At 69.6% G+C, this 23,073-nt stretch carries 15 protein-coding genes and 1 pseudogene; 8 read left to right on the plus strand and 8 right to left on the minus strand.

Annotation, left to right across the window (positions count from 1 at the left end):
* Positions 1-40 precede the first annotated feature (40 nt).
* Both B0I29_RS19210 and B0I29_RS19215 read left to right on the plus strand, forming a co-directional pair.
* The gene (locus B0I29_RS19210) at positions 41-2,809 is read left to right on the plus strand and encodes an exo-rhamnogalacturonan lyase family protein (RefSeq protein WP_220091355.1); all 2,769 of its coding nucleotides are present in this window, start codon (positions 41-43) and stop codon (positions 2,807-2,809) included.
* Between the two features lie 13 nt (positions 2,810-2,822).
* Positions 2,823-3,476 carry a ThuA domain-containing protein gene (locus B0I29_RS19215; RefSeq protein ID WP_111650392.1) on the plus strand — a complete coding sequence of 218 codons (654 nt, stop codon included), beginning with the start codon at positions 2,823-2,825 and terminating at the stop codon, positions 3,474-3,476.
* A gap of 76 nt (positions 3,477-3,552) precedes the next feature.
* On the opposite strand, the gene B0I29_RS19220 is transcribed toward B0I29_RS19215, so the two are convergent.
* Positions 3,553-4,611, minus strand: a complete 1,059-nt coding sequence (locus B0I29_RS19220; protein ID WP_111650393.1) for a rhamnogalacturonan acetylesterase — start codon at positions 4,609-4,611, stop codon at positions 3,553-3,555.
* A 139-nt stretch (positions 4,612-4,750) separates the two neighbouring features.
* Positions 4,751-6,727 carry a rhamnogalacturonan lyase family protein gene (locus B0I29_RS19225; protein WP_220091356.1) on the minus strand — a complete coding sequence of 659 codons (1,977 nt, stop codon included), beginning with the start codon at positions 6,725-6,727 and terminating at the stop codon, positions 4,751-4,753.
* Between the two features lie 426 nt (positions 6,728-7,153).
* Here B0I29_RS19225 and B0I29_RS19230 point away from each other — a divergent pair, with 426 nt between their 5' ends.
* Entirely contained in the window at positions 7,154-9,031 is a 1,878-nt protein-coding gene (locus B0I29_RS19230) for a sigma-70 family RNA polymerase sigma factor (protein WP_181557872.1), read from the plus strand.
* Between the two features lie 7 nt (positions 9,032-9,038).
* Here B0I29_RS19230 and dgoD read toward each other — a convergent pair whose 3' ends face one another.
* From dgoD to B0I29_RS19245, 3 genes are read right to left on the minus strand one after another with little or no spacing between them, the layout of a single operon-like run.
* Positions 9,039-10,169 carry a galactonate dehydratase gene (gene dgoD, locus B0I29_RS19235; RefSeq protein WP_221402936.1) on the minus strand — a complete coding sequence of 377 codons (1,131 nt, stop codon included), beginning with the start codon at positions 10,167-10,169 and terminating at the stop codon, positions 9,039-9,041.
* Between the two features lie 26 nt (positions 10,170-10,195).
* Positions 10,196-10,948 (minus strand): SDR family NAD(P)-dependent oxidoreductase, encoded by a 753-nt coding sequence (locus tag B0I29_RS19240; protein ID WP_111650396.1) that lies wholly within the window; start codon positions 10,946-10,948, stop codon positions 10,196-10,198.
* Positions 10,949-10,952: 4 nt separating this feature from the next.
* The gene (locus B0I29_RS19245; RefSeq protein WP_111650397.1) at positions 10,953-12,227 is read right to left on the minus strand and encodes a cellulase-like family protein; all 1,275 of its coding nucleotides are present in this window, start codon (positions 12,225-12,227) and stop codon (positions 10,953-10,955) included.
* Between the two features lie 166 nt (positions 12,228-12,393).
* On the opposite strand from B0I29_RS19245, the gene B0I29_RS19250 reads away from it, so the two are divergent.
* Entirely contained in the window at positions 12,394-13,095 is a 702-nt protein-coding gene (locus B0I29_RS19250) for a FadR/GntR family transcriptional regulator (protein ID WP_111650398.1), read from the plus strand.
* Here the strand turns inward: B0I29_RS19250 and B0I29_RS19255 are convergent.
* The 3 genes from B0I29_RS19255 to B0I29_RS19265 are packed head-to-tail and all read right to left on the minus strand — an operon-like array spanning position 13,092 to position 17,018.
* Entirely contained in the window at positions 13,092-14,027 is a 936-nt protein-coding gene (locus B0I29_RS19255; protein WP_111650399.1) for a sugar kinase, read from the minus strand. The two genes, B0I29_RS19250 and B0I29_RS19255, sit on opposite strands and share 4 nt — an antisense overlap.
* A complete protein-coding gene (locus B0I29_RS19260) occupies positions 14,020-14,664 on the minus strand; it encodes a bifunctional 4-hydroxy-2-oxoglutarate aldolase/2-dehydro-3-deoxy-phosphogluconate aldolase (RefSeq protein ID WP_111650400.1) in 645 nt (214 codons plus the stop codon). The genes B0I29_RS19255 and B0I29_RS19260 overlap by 8 nt, the downstream gene beginning before the upstream one ends.
* Positions 14,661-17,018, minus strand: coding sequence for a beta-galactosidase (locus B0I29_RS19265; protein ID WP_220091357.1), 2,358 nt, complete (start codon positions 17,016-17,018; stop codon positions 14,661-14,663). Before B0I29_RS19265 ends, B0I29_RS19260 begins: the two co-directional genes overlap by 4 nt.
* Positions 17,019-17,188: 170 nt before the next feature.
* Between B0I29_RS19265 and B0I29_RS19270 the strand changes: the two genes are divergently transcribed.
* The 4 genes and pseudogenes from B0I29_RS19270 to B0I29_RS47795 form a co-directional block, all read left to right on the plus strand.
* The gene (locus B0I29_RS19270) at positions 17,189-18,040 is read left to right on the plus strand and encodes an SMP-30/gluconolactonase/LRE family protein (protein ID WP_111650401.1); all 852 of its coding nucleotides are present in this window, start codon (positions 17,189-17,191) and stop codon (positions 18,038-18,040) included.
* 16 nt (positions 18,041-18,056) lie between these two features.
* Positions 18,057-20,681, plus strand: a complete 2,625-nt coding sequence (locus B0I29_RS19275) for a carbohydrate-binding protein (RefSeq protein WP_111650402.1) — start codon at positions 18,057-18,059, stop codon at positions 20,679-20,681.
* Between the two features lie 5 nt (positions 20,682-20,686).
* A complete protein-coding gene (locus B0I29_RS19280; RefSeq protein WP_245972627.1) occupies positions 20,687-21,466 on the plus strand; it encodes a hypothetical protein in 780 nt (259 codons plus the stop codon).
* Between the two features lie 407 nt (positions 21,467-21,873).
* A pseudogene (locus B0I29_RS47795) lies at positions 21,874-22,029 on the plus strand (DapH/DapD/GlmU-related protein); the annotation flags it as partial.
* Between the last annotated feature and the right edge of the window lie 1,044 nt (positions 22,030-23,073).

The following is a 23,073-nucleotide window of genomic DNA, read 5'->3' on the forward strand; positions in this document are numbered from 1 at the left end:
ATCAGTCATGTTCCGATCCAGATCTTAAAAGGTTTTAAGCATGGAATCCACATCGTCCTCCACCGATCCGATGGGAACCGTCATGCCTGAACTGACCCGCCGCAGCCTGCTGCGTGGCGCCGCCGCGGCCGGCACCGCCACCTACCTGTCGCACGCCGCACCCGCGCACAGCGCCCCCGTCACCGCCGTCCCGGTGACGCCCGCACAGGCCGCCGAGGGCACCCCGCTCGCCTGGCTGGAAGGCGGCACTCCGCCGGCTCTCGCCGCCGGCACCACCTTCGGCGTCGCCTGGCCGCGCGGCGCGTTCACCAAGGACCGGACGTTCGCGCTGTCGACCGACGCCGGCACCCCCGTCCCGGTGCAGACCTGGGCCACCGGTTTCTGGCCGGACGGCACCCTGAAGTGGACCGCACACGCCGTCGGCGCCGAGGTGCCTCCCGCCGCGGAATACCGGCTGACCCCCGGCATCCCGGCCACCGGGACCGTCGCCGTCACCGTCCACGAAAGCAGCGCCGGCGTCGAGGTCGACACCGGTGCGGTCCGCTGCGTGCTGCCCAGACGAGGCAGATATCTGATCAGCGCGATCAGCCGGGCCGGCACCGACGTCGTCCGCTCCGCCGAACTGGTGTGCCTGCGCCGGAGCGCACCCCTCGACGACGAGACCGGCACGGTCGGCACCAGCCGCTTCGACAGCGCCGTCGTGAAGGTCGCCGTCGAGCAGTCCGGGCCGGTCCGCGCGGTCGTCCGCGTCGACGGCAACCACCGTGACCGGCGCCGCCGGTGGCTGCCGTTCAGCATCCGCTTCTACTTCTACGCGGGTTCCGACGGCATCCGCGCCGTGCACTCGTTCACCTTCGACGGCGACCAGGACAGGGACTTCATCGCCGGGCTCGGCCTGCGGTTCCGGGTACCGATGACCGGCGAGCCCCACGACCGGCACGTGCGCTTCGCCGGCACGGGCAACGGCGTCCTCGGCGAAGCGGTGCGCGGCATCACCGGGTTGCGCCGCGATCCCGGCGCAGCGGTCCGTGCCGCGCAGCTCGCCGGCGACGCCACCCCGCCGACCGCCACCTGGGACAGCCGGGTCACCAGCCGGCTGCAGTACGTCCCGGCCTTCGGCGACTACAAGCTCACCCAGCTCAGCGCCGATGGCTTCCAGGTCAGCAAACGCACCTCGGCGGGTCACGGCTGGATCCCGGTCGACGCCGGCACCCGCGCCGGCGGCCTCGGTTACGTCGGTGGACCCGAGCGGGGCTGCGCCTTCGGGATGCGCAACTTCTGGCAGCTGCATCCGGCTCAGCTCGACATCCGCGCCGCCGCCTCCGCCGAAGCCGAGGTGACCGTCTGGTGGTGGTCGCCCGAGGCGCCCCCGATGGACCTGCGCTTCTACCACGACGGGATGGGCCAGGACACCTACCCCGAGCAGCTGGAAGGCCTCGAGATCACCTACGAGGACTACGAGCCGGGGTTCGGGTCGCCGTACGGCATCGCCCGCACCACCGAGCTGATGATCTGGGCGCTGGACGGCACTCCCCCGGCCCGGCGGCTCGCCGACCTGACCCAGGCGGTCCGCACGCCGCCGCTGCTCGTGGCGCCGCCCGCGCACCTGCACGCGGCCGGGGTGTTCGGCGACTGGAGTCCGGTGGACCGGTCGACGCCGGCCCGCGCGGAGATCGAGGACCGGCTCGACATGCTCTTCGACTACCACCGAGGCCAGGTCGAGCAGCGGTCCTGGTACGGGTTCTGGAACTACGGCGACATCATGCACACCTACGACAGCGACCGGCATGTCTGGCGTTATGACGTCGGCGGCTACGCCTGGGACAACTCGGAGCTGTCCACCGACCTGTGGCTCTGGTATCACTACCTGCGCACCGGAACGGCCGAGGCGTTCCGCTTCGCCGAGGCGATGACCCGGCACACCGGCGAAGTCGACGTCTACCACCTCGGAAAATACCGCGACCTCGGCACCCGGCACGGCGTGCAGCACTGGGCCGACAGCGCCAAGCAGCAGCGCATCAGCAACGCGGGCTACCGGCGCTTCTACTATTTCCTGACCGCCGACGAACGTGTCGGTGACCTGCTGCACGACCTGGTCGACGCGGATCGCACGTTCCTGGTGCTGGACCCATCCCGCAAGATCCGCACGGAGCCGTACACCCCGGACCCGCACGCGCTGAGCATCAGCACCGGCACCGACTGGGGTGCGCTCGCTCTGGCCTGGCTCACCGAATGGGAAAGGGGCGGCGATCCGATCGCACGGCACAAGCTGCTGGAGAGCGCACGTACCATCGCCGCCATGCCTAACGGATTCGTTCAGGGCAGTGGCCTCTACGACCTGGACACCGGCCGGTTCGCCCCGGCCCAGCCGGCCGTCAGTGTCGGCTCGCTCGGTGCCGTTTTCGGACTGGTCGAGGTCTGCAGCGAGATCATCGCGCTCACCGGCGATGCCGAGTTCACCGACGCCTGGCTGCAGTACTGCCGGCTCTACAACGGCACCGCCGCGCAACAACAGGCCGAGACGGGGGTCGCGTTCGGCACCCAGAACCTGCGGCAGGCGCATTCACGCCTCACCGCCTATGCGGCTGCCAGGCTCAGAGACCCGATCCTGGCCGCGCGGGCGTGGCAGGAGTTCCACACCGGGCACGCCGGGTACCCCCGAAACCGGAGCTGGGCGACCACCCGAGTCGACGGGCCCGCGGTGCTCAAGCCGGTCGACGAAGCCGACTTCTCCACCAACGCCTCCGCGCAGTACGGTCTCGCCGCCATCCAGTGCCTGGCACTGATCGGCGCGGAACTGCCTCACTGAGAAAGGACCCACCTTGCAAGCTCTGGTCGTACGCGGGGGATGGGACGGCCATGAGCCGGTCGCCTGCACCGAGTTGGTCATACCACGGCTGCGCGCGCACGGCTTCGCCGTGCGGATCGCCGAGACCCTCGAGGTGTACGACGATCCGGCCGTTCTGGCGGCCAGCGATCTGATCGTGCAGTGCTGGACCGGCGGACAGCTCACCGAGAAGCAGGAAACCCATCTGGTGGACCGGGTTCATGCCGGCGCCGGGTTCGCCGGCTGGCACGGCGGCATCGTCGCCACCGCCGACGCCGCCCGGCGGTACCAGTTCATGGTCGGCGGCCGGTTCCTGTGCCACCCCGGAGGTTTCATCGACTACAACGTGGACATCGTCGCCGAGCATCCCGTCGTGCGAGGCATCGACAGCTTCAGCGTGCACACCGAGCAGTACTTCTGCCACGTCGATCCCGGGTTGGAGGTGCTCGCGACCACCACCTTCACCGGTGATCACGGCGTACCCGAGACGGCGGGCGCGGTGATGCCGGTGGTGTGGTTGCGCCGCTACGGCAAGGGCCGGGTGTTCGTGTCGACGCTTGGGCACTCCGCTGCCGACCTGGCGCTGCCCCAGGTCGCGGACATCACCGAGCGCGGCCTGCTCTGGGCGGCTGACGCTCTGTCGCGTTGACGCTCGGGCCCGAGGAGACTCTCGGTCTCCTCGGGCCCGATCCGGTAAGGCGTCGATGACATTCATGGGGGTCGGTTCAGTCGCGGAAGGCGTGCGGGAGTAGCCGCAGCTCCTTGAGCCGGGCGAGCACGAGAAGACCGATCTGGTTGGCGCCGTACTCCGAAAAGTGGGTGTTGTCCCCCTCCTCGTTGTAGAGGTAGATCTGCTTGGACGCCTCGACACCGAGGCCCTCGACGAGCGCGGCGCTGTCAGCGGTCAGGTTGATGTAGGGAGCGGCCTGTTCCTCGGCGACGGCTGCCGTCTGCGCCGGCAGATCGACGCCGAGGCTGTTGATGTGCCATGCCACCGCGTTGAGGTGACCCGCGCTGTCGAAGCGGCGGCGCACCGGCGGGCTGACCAGGACGGGCCGGGCGCCCGCCGCGCGGACCTCGGTGATCATGCGGGTGAGGTTCGCCCGGAAGGTGTCGGCGGTCGTCGTCTTGTCGTTGTGGCCGAACTGCAGCAGCACCACGTCACCGCGGCGGACCAGCGGCAGCATGGTGGCCCACAGCTTGCCGTTGGCCAGGAAGGACGTGCTGCTCTCCCCGGAGTCGGCGTAGTTGGCCACCGTCACGTGGCGCCGCAGGTGCTGGGGGATGGCCTGGCCCCAGCCGGCGAAGGGAGCCCAGTCCTGATCACAGACCGTGGAGTCGCCGGCCAGGAAGAGCAGCGTGTTGCGCGGGCTCGCCGGGCGTACCGAAATGTTTTTGATTTTGGGGTTGGGGCCGGTGAAGGTGAGCGTCAGCCCGGGGGTGCCGTATTCGACCCGGGTCGGCTGGCCCTCGGGGTCGCGGACGTTGACGCTGAAGTCGCGCCGGGCGAACCGGCCCGCTGCGGTCGCGACCTCCCCGAGGACCATCCGGCGGGCCTCGGCCAGAACAGAGGCGGTGGCAGCCTCGTCGTCATCACCGAACAGCACCGAGACGTCGTAGTTGCCGGGAACGACGTCGAACTGGCAGACCACCGGCGCGACCCCTGCGCACTCCCCCGGGATCAGCGCGCCGCGGCGAGCACCTCCGGCCGACGCAGGACCGGAGATGCCACCAGCGATGGCGGTGACCAGCAACGTCACGGCGAGCGTTCGAGATCGTTTCAAGGCTGCTCCTCAGATAGGGCCGCAAAGTTAAAACGTTTACATCGATGTCATCGAATCACTGCTCCTTTCGATCGTCAAGAACGGATGAGCCAGACACGGCCTGCCACCTGGACTACGCAGGCGACAGGCCGCTTCGCTGCTACTCGCCGACGTAGTGGATCTTCGGGGCCGGTGGGGTGGTCATGCCGGTGCCGAGGTAGTAGTCAACCGCGTGGGACTGCATGTAGCCCTTGAGCGTCATGCCGTTGCGGTACGCCGGGTTCTGCGCGAGCGTGTAGAGCCGCGTGTCGGTGGCCTGGTCGGTGGTCAGGATGACCAGCTCGTCGTGGGCCCTGTTGCTCAGCACGACCTCCTCGCGCCAGTCGCCGAACAGGTCGCCGATCAGGTTCGGGTTGCGGGCGAAGTCGTACCCACCGGCCTTCCATGCGGTCAGCAGGCGCGGCAGGTGCTTGGAGTCCGCCGGCGCTGCCGGGTTCCACTTCTCGACCTTGCCGTCGTTGTAGAGCTCGGCGCCGAGATCACCGTCCCACCAGAGGGTGAACGACGGCCACGGGCTCTTCTTGGCGTCGGTGACCAGCCGCTTGTCCTTCGGGGTGCTGTACACGCCGGAGTACGACCAGGCCTCCAGGCCGGGTGCCGACGGATCGATGTCGCCGACCAGGCCGCGGCCGACGTCGACGATGCCGCCCTTGTGCTCCCAGATGACCTTGCCGGTGGCGGCGTCGTAGTAGTACTCCAGCAGGCCGCTGGTATTCATCTGCTGGATGCCGTAACCCTCCAGGCCCGGGCGGCTCGGGTCGATGTCGGCGATGTACCAGCGGTCGCCGTGGCCGATGCCCTGGTCGTCGAGGGTGTACCGCAGCGTGCCGTCACCGTTGAGGACGAACCCGATCTCGGCGACCTCATCCTTGCCGTCACCGTCCACATCGATGATCCGAGTGTTGTGCCCGTCGGGCGCGTGCACGCCCTCCCGCAGCCACTTCCACTGGTTGGTGACCGCGGACCCGTCGAACCGCCACGCGGTCATCATCAGGTTGAATCCGCCCTTGCCGACCCGGTTCTTCATGAACGCGACCAGGCTCGGCGTCTTCCCGTCGAGGTATCCGACGCCGAATCGGGCGTACATCGGCCCGTCAGCGAGGTAGTCGTCGGGCACCGGGGCGGTGGCCCGCTTGGCACCGGTCATCCCGTCCAGAATCGCGATGAACTGGTGGGTGTCGTCGGGGTACGAGAAGCGCGAGCCGTCGCCGAAGGTGACACCGTTCGCGATCCGGACCGCCACCTCGGCCTTGCCGTCGCTGTCGAGATCCTGGACGGTGACGCCGTCCCAGTTCCCCACGTCGATGGTCGACGAGCCGCCCTCGATGTTGTTCTGGTTCGTGCTGTTCTTCCCCATGCTCATCGACCACAGGAAGGTGCCGTCACCGGAGTACGCCTCAAGGGCCTGCGGGGTGGTCTGCCGGTCGATCACATAGTCGTACTCGCCGTCGCCGTCCAGATCGCCGGTCCAGACGAACTTGAACGCCGCACCCGCCCTGATCGGAATCGTGACCGCCGGGCCGAAGGCACCGGCCGCGAGAGTGTAGGCGGAGCTGGGCGCCTGCTCAGCGCCGTCGACGACCGCCCGGACCCGGTAACTGGCGGCTTTCGTCGTGGTGGCGGTGGTGTCGACGAGGTTGGTGCCCTTCGTCAGGACGGTGCCGTTGAGCTTGGTGTAGGCACCACCGGCGGTCGACCGATAGACGTTGAAGCCGATGGCGGCCGGGTCCAAGGCGAGCAACCGCCACGAGACCAGCACCTCACCGTTGGCGCGCCGGACGGCCACGACACCCCGGCCGAGGTTCTCCATGGCCCGGCCGGCCGGCGTCGCCGCCGCGGTCGCTGCGCCGGCGGAGGCCGGAGCCGTGGCCGAGGGGGCGGCCGATTTCGTCGCTGAGGTGGCGGCCGATGTCGTCGCGACGCTTCCGTCCGCGGCCGCGGTCACCGCCGAACTCGCCGCAGGGGCGGGCTGCGCGGCGCTCTTCTGCTCACGGCAACCGGCGGTCGCCAGACCCGCGACCAATATCAGTGACGTGACGGCCGCCTTTCGGCGAACCGATGAGCCTGTCCCGGCCATGGGTGTTCCTTCCTCGACAGATGCGGCAACAAGATTACGGAGGGTGACCATAAGGGGAGGTCGACCTCGCACCGCCGCCGAGGAGATTAGGGTCCGTGAATCGACGCGGTCAACTCAAACCCGGCCATTTTTAAGGTTCGCCAAAAGTAGCGGTCGGTGTGATGCGTCGAGGGCGACTCACATATCATTTATCCGCCCTACCTTGCTTTTATTGACTAGTTTTTGCTGCTGGGTGGCCCTGCTTTCGAGATGTGATGCGGGTCACTTCGGAAATACGATATGTCGGCCCCTGATTCTCCATCGCAGAATTATCAACGCGTATTTGACAGCTACTCACGTACATATTTACGCTGACCGCGACAACGCATGACGATGAACAGACCGATCACCATGAGTAGCGTTGCGCCAGGAAGGCCAAGCCAGCAGATGAGCAAGCACCGCGACACCGAACGGGAACGGGTCATCGCCGCCCAGCGCGGCGACCGGAGAGCCCAGGAGGAGCTCGCGCGCGCCTATCTGCCGCTGGTCTACAACGTCGCGGGCCGCGCCCTTTCCGTGCAGCCGGACGTCGAGGACGTGGTCCAGGAGACCATGCTCCAGGTGATCCGCGCCCTGCCCGGCCTGCGGCAACCGGAGAGCATCCGGGCCTGGATCCTCACCATCGCCATGCAGCAGGTCGGCGCGCATCAGCACCGAGCCGCCGGCACCACCGCCCTGGACGATCTCCCCGAGACCGGCACCGATTTCGAGGAGCTGGCCATCCTTCGCCTGCAACTGTCCGACCAGCGCCGCCAGGTCGCCGCGGCGAGCCGCTGGCTCGACGTCGAGGACCGCAACGTCCTCGCGCTCTGGTGGCAGGAGACCGCCGGCCACCTCGACCGCGCCGAAACCGCGGCCGCCCTGGAGACGACTCCGGCGTACGCGGCGGTTCGCGTCCAGCGGATGCGCGCCCAGCTGGACCGCAGCCGCTCACTGGTGGCCGCGCTGGACGCCCGGCCACGCTGCCCGGAACTGGTGGCGGCTGCCGCCGGTTGGGACGGCCGCCCCAGCCCGCTCTGGCGCAAACGCCTGGACCGGCACGTGCGCGACTGCGACCTGTGCCTCAGCAACTCTCGCGAGGAGGTCGCCGCCGAGCGGCTCCTGGTCGGCTGCGGCCTGCTGCCGGTCCCGGCCGCACTGACCAGCGCCGTGCTCGGCAAGATCTCCGCAACCGGCGGAACGGCGGGCGGAACGGCCACGGCTGCCCGCCCTCGCCTGGGGTCCCTGCTGCGGGGCAAGCCTCTCGCCGCCACGGCAGCGGCCGTTGTCGTGCTGGCCGGCGGTGCTCTGGCGTACACCGCGCAGTCAGAACCCGACCGGCCGCAGCCCGACGACCGCGTCGCCGCCGCTGCCGCGCCCAGCCCCGCGCCGGTCACGAGATCAGCACTGCCGAGCAGCGCCGCGCCCACGCCGTCCCGGACCACCGCCACCGCCACCGCAGCGAAGACGACCAGGGCCGCAGTGGCGACGCCCACTGCCAAGGGCTGCGGCGCGAAACTGACGACGATCTGGGCCGGCTGGCCGATGCGGGACACGGCGAAATACACCAACCTCGGCAACGGTACGGTCCGCGACACCACCACGTGCCTGGTGTGGCAGCGCGCCCACGCCCCCGACCGCTACACGTTCGCGGAAGCCAAGCAGTACTGCGCCGGCCTGACACTCGACGGCGGCGGCTGGCGCCTGCCCAGCCGGATCGAGCTGACCTCGATCGTCGACTACGGCGCCGACAACCCGGCCATCAACACCACCACGTTCACCGGCACCCCGCCCCGCTACTTCTGGACCTCCTCGCCCTGGGCGGTCACCAAGACGCCGTTGCGCGCCTGGATCATCAATTTTTATGAGGGCCTCGCCAGTAACGCCGCCGAGCAGAGCGGCGCGTTCAATGTGCGCTGCGTCCGGGCCGACGGCGGCTCGGGACGGCCTGCCTACAAGATCTCCTCAGGACGCGTCACCGACCCGGCGACCGGCCTGACCTGGCAGCGCGCGTCGTCGGCGGAGATGACGGTGGCGAAAGCCGACGCCTACTGCACCGACGGCTGGCGGCTGCCGACGCTCAAGGAACTGGCGACCACTGTCGACGAGACCCGGGTCTCCCCCGCCATCGACATCAAGGCGTTCCCCGACACACCCAAGACCGCCCGGTACTGGTCGTCGACCGTCGCGACGCCGCGCCCTGCCGACCGGTGGATGCTCGGCTACAACGACGGCGTCACCACCTACAAGCCGTACGAGACCGGACGTGTCCGGTGCGTCCGCTGACCGGCCGTCACCACTCGGTGAAGGAGCCGTCGGGGCGCCGCCAGACCGGGTTGCGCCACCGGTGACCGATCGCCGCCATCCGGATCACGGCCTCCTCGTCGACCTCGATGCCGAGCCCGGGGCTCTCGGTACGCTCGGCATGCCCGTTCACGAACCGGAACGGCGCCGGGTCGATCAGATAGTCGAGCAGCTCCCCGCCCTGGTTGTAGTGAATGCCGACGCTCTGCTCCTGGATCAGGAAGTTCGGGATCGCGAACGCCAGCTGCAGGCTCGCGGCCAGGGCGATCGGCCCCAGCGGGCAGTGCGGGGCCATGGTGACGTCGTACGTCTCGGCCATCGCCGCGATGCGGCGCACCTCGGAGATGCCGCCGGCATGGCTGACGTCCGGCTGCGCGACCGCCAGGCCGCTGCCGAGCACGTCGCGGAAGTCGTGCCGGGAGTACAGCCGCTCGCCGGTGGCCAGCGGGATGGCCGTCGACTGCGCCAGCGATCCCAGGTTGGCCGTGTGCTCGGGCAGGACCGGTTCTTCCACGAACAGCGGTAGGTACGGTTCGAGCAGCGGCAGCAGTCGCCGGGCCATCGCGGTGGAGGCGCGCCCGTGCAGGTCGACGACCAGGTCGTTGTCCGGTCCGATCGCTTCACGGACGGCTGCGACCCGGTCGATCACCTGATGGGTTCTCGCCGGTGTCTCGATGGGGCCGAGTTCACCGGAGCCGTTCATCTTCACCGCGGTGAAACCGGCCGCGATCTGCTCGCGGGCCAGGTCGGCGACCTCGTCGGGACGGTCACCGCCGATCCAGGCGTACATTCTGGCCCGCTCCCGTACCGGGCCGCCGAGCAGTGCGTGCACCGGCCTGTTGTACGCCTTGCCGGCGATGTCCCACAGCGCCTGGTCGATGCCGGCGACCGCGCTCGACAGGACCGGGCCGCCGCGGTAGAAGCCGCCCTTGGTCAGGACCTGCCAGTGGTCCTCGATGCGCAGTGGGTCTTCGCCGACAAGGTATTCGCAGAGTTCGGCGATCGCCGTGCGGACGGTGTCGGCTCGCCCTTCCACGACGGGTTCGCCCCAGCCGGTGATGCCTTCGTCGGTCTGGATCCGCAGGAAGAGCCAACGCGGGGGGACGAGGAAGGTATCCATCGAGATGATCTTCACGGATGAGCCAATCAGGAGGAGGAGGTGGAGATGCTCCAGCCGCCGTCGACGACGAGGCCGGTGCCGGTGATGAAGGAGGCCTCGGGGGAAGCCAGGAACGCGACGGCGGCGGCGACCTCGTCCGGGTCGCCGAGCCGCCCGGCCGGAGTCTCGGCCACGGTGGACGCCCGGCCGTCCGCACCGATCGCGTCCCAGGCAGCGGTGAGGATCGGGCCCGGGATGACCGCGTTCACCCGTACCTCGGGGGCGTAGTCGACGGCCAGCTGGCGGGTCAGGGACAGCAGCGCACCCTTCGTCGCGGCGTACGCGGCACAGCCCGCGACACCGGTGTTCGCATGCACCGACGAGGTGAGCACGAGGGATCCACGGTGCTCGGCGAGGAGCGGGCAGAAGAGCCGTGCCGCGTGGTAGGCGCTGGTCAGCGAGACACCGATCTGCCGGTCCCACTCGGCCTGCCGCAGCTCGTGGATCGGCACCGTGGGCACGACCCGGCCCGGGCCGTTGGCGTGCACCACGTCGACGCGTCCGTGCCGGTCGATCACCTCGGTGGCCAGTCGTTCCCAGTCCTCGCCACGAGCGACGTCGACGTGCAGGTACGTCGCGGTCTCGCCGATCTTCTCCGCGAGGGCGGATCCCTCCTCGTCGGCGATGTCGGTGAGAACCACCCGGGCGCCTTCGGCGGCGAGCCGGCCGGCGGTAGCCGCGCCGATGCCGGAGGCGGCTCCAGTGATGATCGCGACGCGGCCGGTGAATCTGCTGGTCATGGGTTCAGTCCTCGGGAGCGGTGGCCGCGAACGCGGCGTTGATCTCGGCTTGCAGTGCGACGTCGCTCCACATCGGGTGATGCGGAGCCGCGTTGGAGCAGACGACGGCGCCCCAGGCACCGGCCTGCCGGGCGGCAGTGGTCGCTTCCCGGCAGATCTGCGCGCCCACGGGACCGTCCTCGAAGGTTGCCCGCAGTGGCGTGTATCCGACCCAGCCTTCCCCGAAGACGAGCGGGACGTCGTGGTCGGCGGCCCAGTCCGCGGCGGCGGCGATCCACAGCGACAGGGTCTGAGCCATGCCACAGCGGTGGTGGGCATATCGCTCGTAGAGCCAGCGGTCCCAGCGGTCCGGGTCGCACCAGTCGTGGGCGTAGACCTCGCGGGCGCCGACCATGGTGGCGTCGAATTTCCATCGGCAGGCGGAATCCGGCGCCCATTCGGTGAGCAGCGGTGCATCGTCGAGCAGCAACTGCTCGGACACCTGCGCCTGCGGAAAGGGCCGGTCCGGGTCGCGCAGGGCGAAGGTGTCGATCAGTTCGCCGAGGACGCCGTAGACGTACGGATGGAAGACAGCCACATCGGCGTTGCGTGGCAGCCCGCGCATCTCGCCGACCGGAACCCCGGCATAGTTCGCGGTGATCAGCCGCGTCGGGTGACGGTTCCGGAACCGGTCGATGCCGCGTTCGAGCAGCGGGCGCAGGCCGAGGACGGCGGACTCACCGGCGGCGACCGCGGCGGTGAGTCCGCCGAGCTGCACCTCGTTGTGGATTTCGACGAACGCGATCCGGTCGTCGAGGCCGTTTTCGATCAGAAAGTCGACGCAGTCGGCCAGTGCGTCGGCGAGCACGTCGACGCGCATGTGCGGCGGCACCGCGGACAGCCCGCGGTGCCAGGAGTCGTCGGCGAGGAAGGCGGGGCTCTGCTGGTACTCCCAGCTGGAGAGGATGACGTGACAGTCATGCCGGTGGGCGGCCCGGAACAGGTCGAGCAGATGCTCGCGTCCGTCGAGGGTGGCGCTCGCGCCCAGGTCGTACCAGCGGGTGCCCTGCCCGTAGCCGTTGCCGAAACCGGTGAAGGTGAGGGCAGTGGTGTCCAGGCCGGAGCCGAAGAGCAGGTACGGCATGGCACAGATCCGGACCGTGTTGTAGCCGCGGTCGACGGCCTGTGCGAACGCGGTGTCGAGGTCGACGAACGGCTCACCCGGGCCGGTCCTGGTGTACCAGCTGAAGTCCCACAGACTGATGGTCAGCAAGCGAGGCAGATGATCGGGGATGGGCATCGGATCTCCTCGATGGAACAGGGCGCTCGCTGCATGCCGGGGATGCGAGCAGCATGCGCCCGCTGATTCGCGAGTGTCAACGAAAAGTAATATTAGTTTGTACTTTGGTAGGCTTAAAGGGTGGGCTAGTAACGATCCCCGGCTCGATATATGACATGATTCCGCCATGACCGACCACCCCCGATCCGGTGCGCACGACCGCCTCGTGACCAGCCTGGGCACTTCGATCGTCACCGGCGAGCTCCCGCCGGACTCCGACGTCGACCCGGTGGCGCTCGAGTCCCAGTTCGGCGTGAGCCGGACGGCGGTCCGCGAGGCCCTGCGCGTGCTGTCCGCCAAAGGGCTCGTCGGAGCCCGGCCTCGCCGTGGCACATTCGTGGCGCCGCGGGAGCAATGGGCGCTGCTGGACCCGGATGTACTGCGGTGGCGTTTCGCCGATCGGGTGGACGGCGTCTTCCTCGACGAGCTCGGCGAGGTCCGGCTGACCGTCGAGCCGACCGCCGCGCGACTGGCAGCGTCCCGCCGTACCGACCGGGATCTGGCCGACCTCGAGGATGCCCTCGCCGCGATGCGGTCGGCCGGCGAGAAAGACGCCGACGAGCAGGTCACCGCGGACCTCGCCTTCCACGACGCACTGCTGCGGGCCGCCCACAACGAACTGCTGCTGCAGATGTCGGTGGTTATCGAGGTCGGTCTGCGGCTGCGGGACCAGTTCGTGCACGGCGCTCTGACCACCGAGTCGGCCGACAAACACGCCGAAGTGTTGCTGGCAGTCCGCAAACAGCGGCCGAAAGCGGCCGAGACCGCGATGCGCGCGCTGATCGAGAAGTCGATCGCCGATGTCGAGATAGCCAAGAAAGCCATCTAACGGCGGACGTCGTCGTCGCTGAAGGACAGCAGCTCAGCACGGGTGGCGAGACCTTCCCAGTCACCCACCGTCGACGCGGCGAACGCACCGCAGACAGCCGCCTGGTGCAACCTCGCCCGGGGATCGAGACCGTCGAGCACTCCGGACAGATAGCCGGCCACGAACGCATCACCCGCCCCGATCGGATCGGCCTGGGTCACCGGAACCGCCGCCGTCTCGAACATCGCGTCCGCGGTCACCACGGTGGCTCCGGCCGCACCGTTCTTGATCACTGCCTCGCCCGGCCCCAGCTTCCGCAGGGCGGATCCGAGGTCGTCGCGCACACCTGTGATCAGCGCTGCCTCGTCAACCCCGGCGAAGATCAGGTCTGCCTTCTCCGCCAGCGCCCGCAGCTGCGGACCGGCTCGCTCGGGCGACCAGAGTCGCGACCGGTAGTTGACGTCGAAGCTGACGGTCACCCCGGCTGACCGGGCCCGCAGAATCGCCTCGTGCACGGCGTCGGCCGCGCTCGCGCTCAGCGCCGGCGTGATCCCGGTGACGTGCAGGATGCGCGCTGACTCGATCACCCCGTCCGGCAGCTGTTCCGGGGTGAGGCGGCTGCCCGCAAGGCCGTCACGGTAGTAGTCGACCACCACCCGGTCGGTGGTGCGCTGGTGGCGCATCAGCAGGCCGGTCGCGCGGGCCTGGTCCCGGGTCACGGCGGTGATGTCCACGCCGGCGCCCCGGAGTCCCTCCAGGACGAGGTCACCGCCGGTGTCAGCGCCGAGACGGCCGATCCATGTCGCGGTGTGGCCCAGCCGGGACGCGCCGATCGCGACGGTGGCCTCCGCTCCGGCGAACGACAGGACCGCGGGCGATCCGGGACCCAGCCGTCCCGGAACGCAGCCGCGGACCACGAGCATCGCCTCCCCGAGGGTCACCAGGTCAGGCATCGACGAACTCCTTCAGCCGGTCGGTGAGTTCCCGGGCGCGCCGGGCGAGTGCCCGCAGATCGCCACCGTCGTCCGCGGCGTCGCCGATCAGCGGTCCGCCGAGTGCCACCGCACGAGCGCCCGCCCGCAGGTAGTCGGCGGCCTGGCCGACGGCCACCCCTCCGGTCGGTACCAGCGGGATGTCTGGCAGCGGGCCGCGGACGGCCCGTAGATAGGCCGGCCCGCCCATGGCGTCCGCCGGGAAGACCTTCACCAGATGCGCACCGCCGGCATGAGCCGCGATGATCTCGGTGGGTGTCAGAGCACCACACACCACCGGTACGCCCAGAGCACCGGCCCGATCCAGCACGGCCGGCAGAACGGCAGGAGTGATCAGGAACGACGCACCGGCCTCGACGGCGTTCGTGGCGCCGGCCTCGTCGAGGACGGTTCCCGCCCCGAGGGCGAGTCCGTCCGGCAGCGAGCCGGCCAGGGCGGTGATCGCCTCCAGAGCTCCGGCGGTGGTGAGCGTCAGCTCGACGGCGGTGAGGCCCGCCTCGGCGAGGGTCTCGACGACCGCCGGCACACGATCCGAGGTACGGGCCCGGATGATGGCGATCGCCGGGCACCGCTGCAGCGCCTCGTTCAGCGTGGTCATCGCGGACCGGCAAGCACGGTGCGCGGCTGGCGGGCGAACTCGATGCGCCGGATGTCGAGCACCCCGCCCTCGACGTGGTCGGCGGGCCGCACCTGCGGAGATATGAAGATCGGCGCGTCCTGTGCCAGCGGAAGCAGCCGCAGTTCGATGCCGTGGGCGACCGCCTCCTTGCGCACGCGGCGCAGTGCGATCTCCCACACCGGCCCGTGCCAGAACTGGTCGGCGATCAACCGGCCGTCGATGTGGGCGCGGCCGACGTCGCCGGTCCAGTGGATCCGCAGGAGCACCTCGTCGTCGGTGTCGGCGAACAGGTCGTCGGACACCGGGACATGCAGCACGGCTGCCTCCTCGAAGTCGGCGTCCTGCGGGGCGGAGGCGCGCCCGGTGGCGGCGTCCAGGGCGAAGGGCCGCGCCGGGCCGGGCTCACGCAGCCAGGTGACTGCCGCGGGCACCGGCTCGGCGTCCGCGACCGACGGCTCGTGGACGCTGAACACGCCCTGCCTCGGGTGACCGTCCACCGCGGGGTGGACCAGCAGCGGTGCCGCCGGGCCGTAGACGACGGCGGTGCCCTCGTCGAGGACGACCGGCATCGCGCTGATCACCAGCCGATCGGTGCCCCACAGCTCACCGTGAGTGGCCTGCAGGGCCGAGGCCTCGTCGAGCAGCAGGATCGCGACGGAACTCCCGTCGGATCCGGTGACCCGCAGCCACGCGGCCGGTCCGGGTTCGATCCCGGTGACGACGATCCACTCGCCGTCGCGTTCAACGGTGGCCGGGCCTTCCACCGTGGCGACCGTCGCAGCATCGAGGACCAGTTCCACCGGGATGCCGGCGCTCGCGCTCAGCACCGCGGTGGGCACTCCCCCAACGGTCAGGTCACACAGCGGCTGGGCGGTCGCGGTCACGATCGATACCGGGCCCACCTGCTGGTTCAATGGCCACACGAAGTACGCGCCCGTAGGGATCGTCACCGGCTGGCGCGGCACGGTCAGGTCCCGGCCACCGAGCCGTACGGTGAACTGCACCCCGGCGTGCTCGGGCAGGCTCTCAACCGGCTGATGGTTGTTGACGAACAGGTATCCGCTGTCGCCGTCGGACCGCACGGACCAGCGCAGCGTCGCCCGGTCCGCGGTGTCGCCCGGCGCGTCCGCGGGCATGTGCAGAGTCATCGGCGCGAGGCGGGCGCCGTGGCCGGCGAGCCACACGTTCTGCCGGCGCAATGCGTTCCACGACGGCCGGAACTGGCCCGCATCACCGAGCGGCGCCTGGAAGTCATAGTTGATCACCGGGCAGTCGTTGGGATAGCCGGTGGCGTGTGACTCCTGCAGGGTCGACTTCGCACCGATCTTCTGGGATGCGCCGTGGTACAGGTAGTAGCCCTGCAGGGATGAGCCGCTGCCGATCTTCACCAGGCCCAGCGCGGCGACGTCGTCGGCCTCCACGATCGGCCGCCGGTGGTAGGAGGTGTACATGCCGCCGCCGAGTTCGCAGGTCGCGAAGGGGTACCGCGCGAGGTGGGACTCGTCGGCCGTGCCCTCGCCGGTGTCCTCGTCCTGTCGCAGGTCGGCACCGATGGAGTCGTCGTCACGGCCAGGACCGAAGAAGTAGTGGGCCCGGCTCTGCTGCGGCCAGCCGTCGTGCGCGGTGTCCCATGCGGCCTCGGAGTAACCGCCGAAGACCGGCAGCATTTCGTCGGCGGGAAGCTGGGCGTGGCCCCAGCCGGTGGCGGTCCACAGCGGCGCGTCCAGGCCCGTCGCGCGAATCATCCGCTTCAGGGTGAGCAGGTGCTCGGGCTGGTCGTAGAGCTCGTTCTCGACCTGGATGGCGACGATCGGACCGCCGTCGGCACGGGTCAGGCCGCGTAGTTGCTCAGCGATCTGCTCCAGGTAGGTGCGCACGATGTTCAGGTATCCGGGGTCGTCGGTGCGGGTTCGGACCGGTTCGGCGAGCAGCCAGTCCGGGAAACCGCCGTTGCGGGACTCGCCGTGTGCCCACGGGCCCAGCCGGGCCACGACGTCGAGCCCGGCCGCAGCGCACGCCTGCACGAAGGATCGCAGGTCACGGTCACCGGACCAGTCGAAGCGTCCGCGTTCCTCCTCGTGCAGGTTCCAGAAGACGTACGTGGCAACCGCGGTGATCCCGCCGGCCCTGATCTTGCGCAACTCCTCAGCCCACTCCGCGGCCGGGTAACGGCTGAAGTGGAACTCGCCCATGACCGGGAACCAGGGGCGGCCGGCCCTGGTCAGGTATCCCGAGGTCACCGTGATCGCATCGGGGTGGCTGTCCGGGTCGCCGATCGGCAGGTGCCCGGTCAGCGGCGGCGGGATCTGCGCCGGGACTTCCAGGAACGGCATGACGGCACTCCTTAGCTCGATGGCGGGAGCGAAATTATCATACTAATTACCAGCCGACCAGGCTTGTGCTACGGGGAATCAAGACTATCTTTGGTTTCGGAAATATTATTTTTAGCCGTCACGGGTGTTTCCACCGAACGGCACCCGACGGTCAAGGAGCCCCGCCGGAGATGCGCGCCGAACAGTTCACCGACCCGGTCGCCGAGCATGGCGAAGGCCCTGTCTGGAATCCACTGAAACAGACGTTGAACTGGGTGGACATGCTGGAAGGGGACATACTTGGCCGCGCGGCGGGCTCAACGGCCATCGAACGCCGGCATATCGATCCCATCGCCGCCGCCCTACGGCCCCGCCGGGACGGCGGAACGATCATCGCCGGCGAGAACAGCTTCCTGTTGCTCAACGGCGACGGCCGGATCGAACAGCGCATCACCGTCCCCGGCTGGCGTCCCGGCACCCGCATGAACGAGGGCGGCTGCGACCCGCACGGCGCCTTCTACGCCGGCTCCATGTCCTACGACGCGACCCCCGGCGCCGGCCGGCTGTATCGGCTGTCCCCCACCGGCGAGATAGACGTCGTCCTCGACGCGGTCACCATCTCCAACGGCCTGGCCTGGAGCCCCGACGGCGCACTCGCCTACTACGTCGACACCGCGACCGGGCGCATCGACGTCTTCGACTCGGATCCGACGACCGGCCTGACCGGCCGCCGGCCGCCCGTGGCGATCCCGCCCGAGCAGGGCTCACCGGACGGGCTCACCGTCGACGCCGAGGGACATCTATGGGTGGCCCTGTGGAACGGCGCCGCCGTACACCGATACACCCCGGACGGCCGGCTCGACGATGCCGTCGCACTGCCGGTGAGCCAGGTGACCGCCTGCACCTTCGGCGGCGCCGCCCTTGACGAGCTCTACATCACCACCTCGCGCCACGCACTGGACGACCCGGAACCGGCGGCCGGTGCGGTGTTCCGCGCCCGGGTCGGCGTCACCGGGCTCCCCGCCCTGTCCTACCACGCCTGAACCACGCGGAGGATCCATGGCTATAAAGGCATTCGCGGCTGTCCTGGTCGCTGCCGCCCTCACCCTGTTCGCGCCCGCGAGCCCGGCTTCGGCCGACGAGGCGGTCGTGTCCGTCGAGCACACCGCCGTCACCACCGAACGCGGCACCCCGCACCAGACCTACTACGACGGGACCTGGGACAGCAACTCCCGGATCCACTGGGCGAACACCGGCGCGTTCCTCGAGGTCGTCTTCGACGGGCACACGGCCGTGATCTACGGCAGCACCCGGACCGGCCACGGCCTCGGCCGCGTCTCCATCGACGACCAGGAGAAAGGCACCGTCACCTACGGAGCCGCCACCAACAACACCGTGCGGGCGCTGGCCACCTTCGGCGGCCTCACCGACGGCCGGCACACGCTGCGAATCGTCGCCGAAGGATGGGTCGACCACGGCCGGATCGAGGTCACCTCCGGTCAGCCGCACGTTCCGGACGCGCTGGAGACGCTGCACAGCTCGGTGTCAGGCTTCACCGCCGCCGACTACACCGCACCCACCTGGGACCCCTTCGCCGTGGCGCGCACAGCGGCCGGTGAGCTGGGCCGTAGCGAGGGCACGCCGGAGGTACGCGAGACGGCACGGGCCGCACTCCAGCAGGCAACCGACGCACTGGTGCTCCTGCGAGGAATCCGGGCCATCGTCGCCGACTATCAGAACCGCGTTCCCACCGACTTCACCCGGAGCTCGTGGACGCCGTTCGCCACGGCGCTCAACGACGCGAAAGACCTGCTGGACAGGGCCGACGCCACGAAAGCCGACGTCGTACGGGTCAAGAACGGGCTGCACACCACCGCCGGAGCCCTCGTGCCCGTCGCCGGCGGCAGCTTCCAGCCGATCACCAACAACACGTTCTGGCGCGACACCGACGGCAACCCGATCTACTCGCAGGGCGGCGGCATCTTCCGGTTCGGCGACACCTACTACTGGTACGGCGTGCGTTACGCCAACGCCGACGACTACCACGCCGACCCCTCACACACCTACCCGTCAGCTTTCCAGTCGATCCCGGTCTACTCCTCCAAGGACCTGGTGAACTGGACGTTCGAGAACGAGGTCGCCACAACCGGCACCGCCCTGAACATCCCGGCGTCGACCGGGCCGTACTGGGCCCGGCTGCAGAGCCTGGCGGAAGCCTCCTGGCTGGGCCGGCTCGGCGTCTCCTACAACGAGAACACCGGTAAGTACGTGCTGCTCGTCCAGATGTCGCAGCGGCTCGACCCCAGCGGCGCCGACAACGCCGGCGTCCTGTTCCTGCAGGGCGATTCACCGGCCGACGACTTCGCGTACGCCAACCTGCAGAAACAGATCGTCAACTCGCCCACCAGGTCCACCGGCGACCAGACCGTCTTCACCGACGACGACGGCTCCGACTACCTCGTCTTCTCCAACGCCGCCGGCCGCGCCCGCGCGTTCGTCAGCAAGATCTCCGCGGCGGACTCGCTCACCGTCGAACCCGGCGCCCAGATCGGCTGGTCCGCCGCCGGCCGCGAGGGCAACGCCATGTTCCGGCTGCACGACACCTATTACATGGCCGCTTCCGACCTGCACGGCTGGAACACCTCGGTCAACCACGTCATCCAGTCGCAGACCAGCGCCATCCAGGGCCCGTACAGCCCCGAGTACACCCTGCGCGGCACTGAGAAGGACTACAGCCACGTCACACAGACCGGCTTCTTCGTCACGATCAAAGGCACCAAACAGAACACCGTTCTGTACGCCGGAGACCGCTGGGCCGACTTCGCCTGGAACGGCCTCGGCTACAACCAGTGGACACCGCTGTCCGAGACCGGCGACGGACTGTTCTTCAACTCGCTCAGCCACTGGGAACTCAACGCGGTCACCGGGGAATGGCGGGTCGGCGACGACAACAACTACGTCCTCAACCCCGACTTCGCCGCCGACCGGATCGCCCGCTCCGAGCTGACCGGCTGGACCACCACCGTCGACACCGAATACTCGGCCAACACGTTCGTCAAGAACGTGACCCCCGGAGCGGACTCGAGCCGCTGGGCGCTGCAACTCGGCAACGCCGAAGCCTTCTCCGGCTCCGTGCGACAGGAGAACCCGGTCCCCGACGGGCTCTACACCTTCAAGGCAAAGATCAACACCGGAGGAGCCCTTGGGTACGCCCGAGTGGTCATCAGCGACGCATCCGGACACGAGTATCACCTCGACGTCAACCGCGCCACCTCCGGCTGGGAGCCCGTCGAACTCCGCGACATCGTCCTCACCGGCGGAACCGCGACCGTCCGCGTCGAGGCACGCAGCGCCGGCGGCAACCAATCGGTGAAACTCGACCTGCTCTCCCTGGTGAAACTGCCCGACTGGAGCCCTGACACCACCTACCTCGCCGGTGCGACCGTGCATCACCAGGGTTCACGCTGGCGGGCGACGTGGTGGACGCGGGGCCAGGCGCCGGGCGACCCGCACGGCCCCTGGCAGGAGATCAAGGAGTCCGCTGGCACCGCCGTCTGGACGCCGTCCCGGATCTTCGTGGCCGGTGACGTAGCCCTGCACCAAGGCGTCACCTACACCGCCAAGTGGTGGACCCGTAACCAGCAGCCCGGCAACCCGTACGGCCCGTGGCAGGTGACCGGTTGATCAGCGTGCCGCTCAGCGTCCGTTTCGACGCGGCGCTGGGCGGCCGCTGGACCAGCCTGTCCAGCGGCCACCGCGAATGGCTCTGGCAGCGCCGCGACCACGCCCGCTCGGCCGTGCGACCGGGTGACCCGTTCGTGGACGCCGGCGGCCTGGAGGAATGCCTGCCCACCGTCCGCGGAAACCCCGACCACGGCGACGCCTGGGCCCGCCGATGGAACATCGTGGCACCAGGAGAGTTCGCCGCCGAGACTCCCGCCTTCACCCTGAACCGCCGCATCACCGACCGCAACGGCGCGGTGGTGGCCGACTACCGGCTGGCCGCCGCACCGGGATACCGGTTCGTGTGGGCCGCCCACGCCCTGCTCGACCTGTCCCCGCACGCCCGGCTGGAAGCGCCGGCCGGCACCCTGACCCGCGTCTATCCCGATCCGGAACCCCCGGTCGAGGGACCATGGCCGGCACCGCTCGGCGCGGCGCTCGACGCCCTCGGCCCCGACGACGGCACCGCGATCGGTGCGGTGCTGCGCGATTGCCCGAGGGTCACCGTGGCCGACGGCCCCGACCGGCTCATCTGGGAACTCGAAGCCGACGGTCAGCCCCGGTCGGTGGCGCTGTGGCGCAACCTGCGCGGCTGGCCCTCCCCGGTGCCGTACCGCAGCATCGGCGTCGAACCCATGCTCGGCGGTGGCTTCGACGTCGAGGAGGATGTCCCGGCCGCGGTGGTGCCGGGCAGTGGTGAGGTGTCGTGGCGGCTGACCGTCTCCGCATTCCGAGAACAGAGGTGACCCCATTGCCCACCGATCAGCACGCCTTCAACTACTCGCCGTGGTACTTCTGGCGAGACGCCGGCCCCGAGGCGCAGAGCGACCAGATCGCCCTCCAACAGGACCTGTCCGAGCGGCTCGGGTACCGGTTCGGTGACCAGTGCTTCGTCTCCGTGCTGGCCGCGGTGGAGAACGACGACCTGGCCTTCGGCGATCGCACCTACGTCGCGGCGGGCGCCTACCTCAGCGGGTCACTACAGGCCGGGCGGGACTGCACCATCAACGCGTACGCCGTGGTCCGCGGACAGATCCGGCTCGGCGACGCTGTCCGCATCGGCGCCCATACCTCGATCCTGGGGTTCAACCACACATTCAGCGATCCGGACACCGAGGTGTTCCGGCAGCCGGTCTGGTCCCGCGGCATCACCATCGGCGACGACGTGTGGATCGGCTCGCACGTCGTCATCCTCGACGGGGTGACCGTCGGCGACCGCGCCGTTATCGCAGCCGGCGCGATCGTCACCAAGGACGTCCCCGCCGGGGCGGTAGTCGGCGGCAATCCGGCCCGAGTCATGCGATGGCGAGTGCCGCAACCGGTCCCGGCCGCGAGCGACCTGGCCGCTTTCGCGGATCGTGCCAGGGAACAGACCTCCGCCCTCCTGAACCGCAGCTGGGATCCGGACAGCCGAATGTTCACCGACCGGCCCGGCGCACCGCTCACCGACCCGGCCCGCAGCATCCGGGCCCAGTGCGACGCTGTCGAGATCGCCGACCTGCTGCTCGGGCGGGCGCCGGACCAACTGCCGGTCGAGGAGCAGATCCAGCGATTGCGTGCCCCGCAGGACCTGGACCTCTTCGACGGCGCGGACTCCTACCACGTCCTGTGCGCCGGCTATGCGCTCGACCTGCTGGGCAGCGAGTTCCCCGAGCCGATCCGGTTCCTGTCCACGGCGACCCCACAGGAGATCGCCGCCGGGCTGCGCAAGCTGCCGTGGGACGGTGGCGCCTGGCATGGCGGCCACATCGTCGACGGTCTCGGCACCGCCCTGCACTGGAACCTGCGCAAGGGTGAGCCGCCGCAGGACGGAGTGATCGAGACCCTGTTCGGCTGGCTGCAGCTGAACGCCGATCCACGTACCGGCATGTGGGGTGAAGGCGCGCCGGACACCGGCCTGCTGGAGATCGTCAACGGCTTCTACCGGGCCTCCCGCGGCACCTACGCCCAGTTCGGCCGGCCGCTGCCCTACCCGGAGCGTGTCATCGACACCGTGCTGGAACACGTACGCGACGCCCGCTTCTTCGCGCCCGCACGCCAGAACGCGTGCAACGTCCTGGACGTCGCGCACCCGCTGTGGCTGACCCGGCACACCGGTCACCGCACCGCCGAAGTGACGGCTGTGGCCGAGAAGTTGCTGCACCAGGCTCTCGGTCATTGGACCGACGGCGCCGGGTTCGGATTCCAGACACCGCACCCGTCGACGCGTGGTCTCGCCGCCACCGTCCCCGGGTTGCAGGGCACCGAGATGTGGCTCGCGATCATCTGGCTCCTCGCCGACCTGACCGGAACCTCATCCGAGCTGGGCTACAGACCGCGGGGCGTACACCGTCCGGAGCCGGCCGCCCGGCTG

It is taken from the genome of Actinoplanes lutulentus, assembly GCF_003259845.1.
Lineage (GTDB): Bacteria > Actinomycetota > Actinomycetes > Mycobacteriales > Micromonosporaceae > Actinoplanes > Actinoplanes lutulentus.

Coding starts and splice junctions, on each gene's coding strand:
- B0I29_RS19210 (WP_220091355.1), top strand. CDS start 41: ATGGAATCCACATCGTCCTCCACCGATCCGATGGGAACCGTCATGCCT.
- B0I29_RS19225 (WP_220091356.1), bottom strand. CDS start 6,727: ATGGCCGGGACAGGCTCATCGGTTCGCCGAAAGGCGGCCGTCACGTCA.
- B0I29_RS19230 (WP_181557872.1), top strand. CDS start 7,154: ATGAGCAAGCACCGCGACACCGAACGGGAACGGGTCATCGCCGCCCAG.
- dgoD (WP_221402936.1), bottom strand. CDS start 10,169: ATGGATACCTTCCTCGTCCCCCCGCGTTGGCTCTTCCTGCGGATCCAG.
- B0I29_RS19240 (WP_111650396.1), bottom strand. CDS start 10,948: ATGACCAGCAGATTCACCGGCCGCGTCGCGATCATCACTGGAGCCGCC.
- B0I29_RS19245 (WP_111650397.1), bottom strand. CDS start 12,227: ATGCCCATCCCCGATCATCTGCCTCGCTTGCTGACCATCAGTCTGTGG.
- B0I29_RS19250 (WP_111650398.1), top strand. CDS start 12,394: ATGACCGACCACCCCCGATCCGGTGCGCACGACCGCCTCGTGACCAGC.
- B0I29_RS19255 (WP_111650399.1), bottom strand. CDS start 14,027: ATGCCTGACCTGGTGACCCTCGGGGAGGCGATGCTCGTGGTCCGCGGC.
- B0I29_RS19260 (WP_111650400.1), bottom strand. CDS start 14,664: ATGACCACGCTGAACGAGGCGCTGCAGCGGTGCCCGGCGATCGCCATC.
- B0I29_RS19265 (WP_220091357.1), bottom strand. CDS start 17,018: ATGCCGTTCCTGGAAGTCCCGGCGCAGATCCCGCCGCCGCTGACCGGG.
- B0I29_RS19270 (WP_111650401.1), top strand. CDS start 17,189: ATGCGCGCCGAACAGTTCACCGACCCGGTCGCCGAGCATGGCGAAGGC.
- B0I29_RS19275 (WP_111650402.1), top strand. CDS start 18,057: ATGGCTATAAAGGCATTCGCGGCTGTCCTGGTCGCTGCCGCCCTCACC.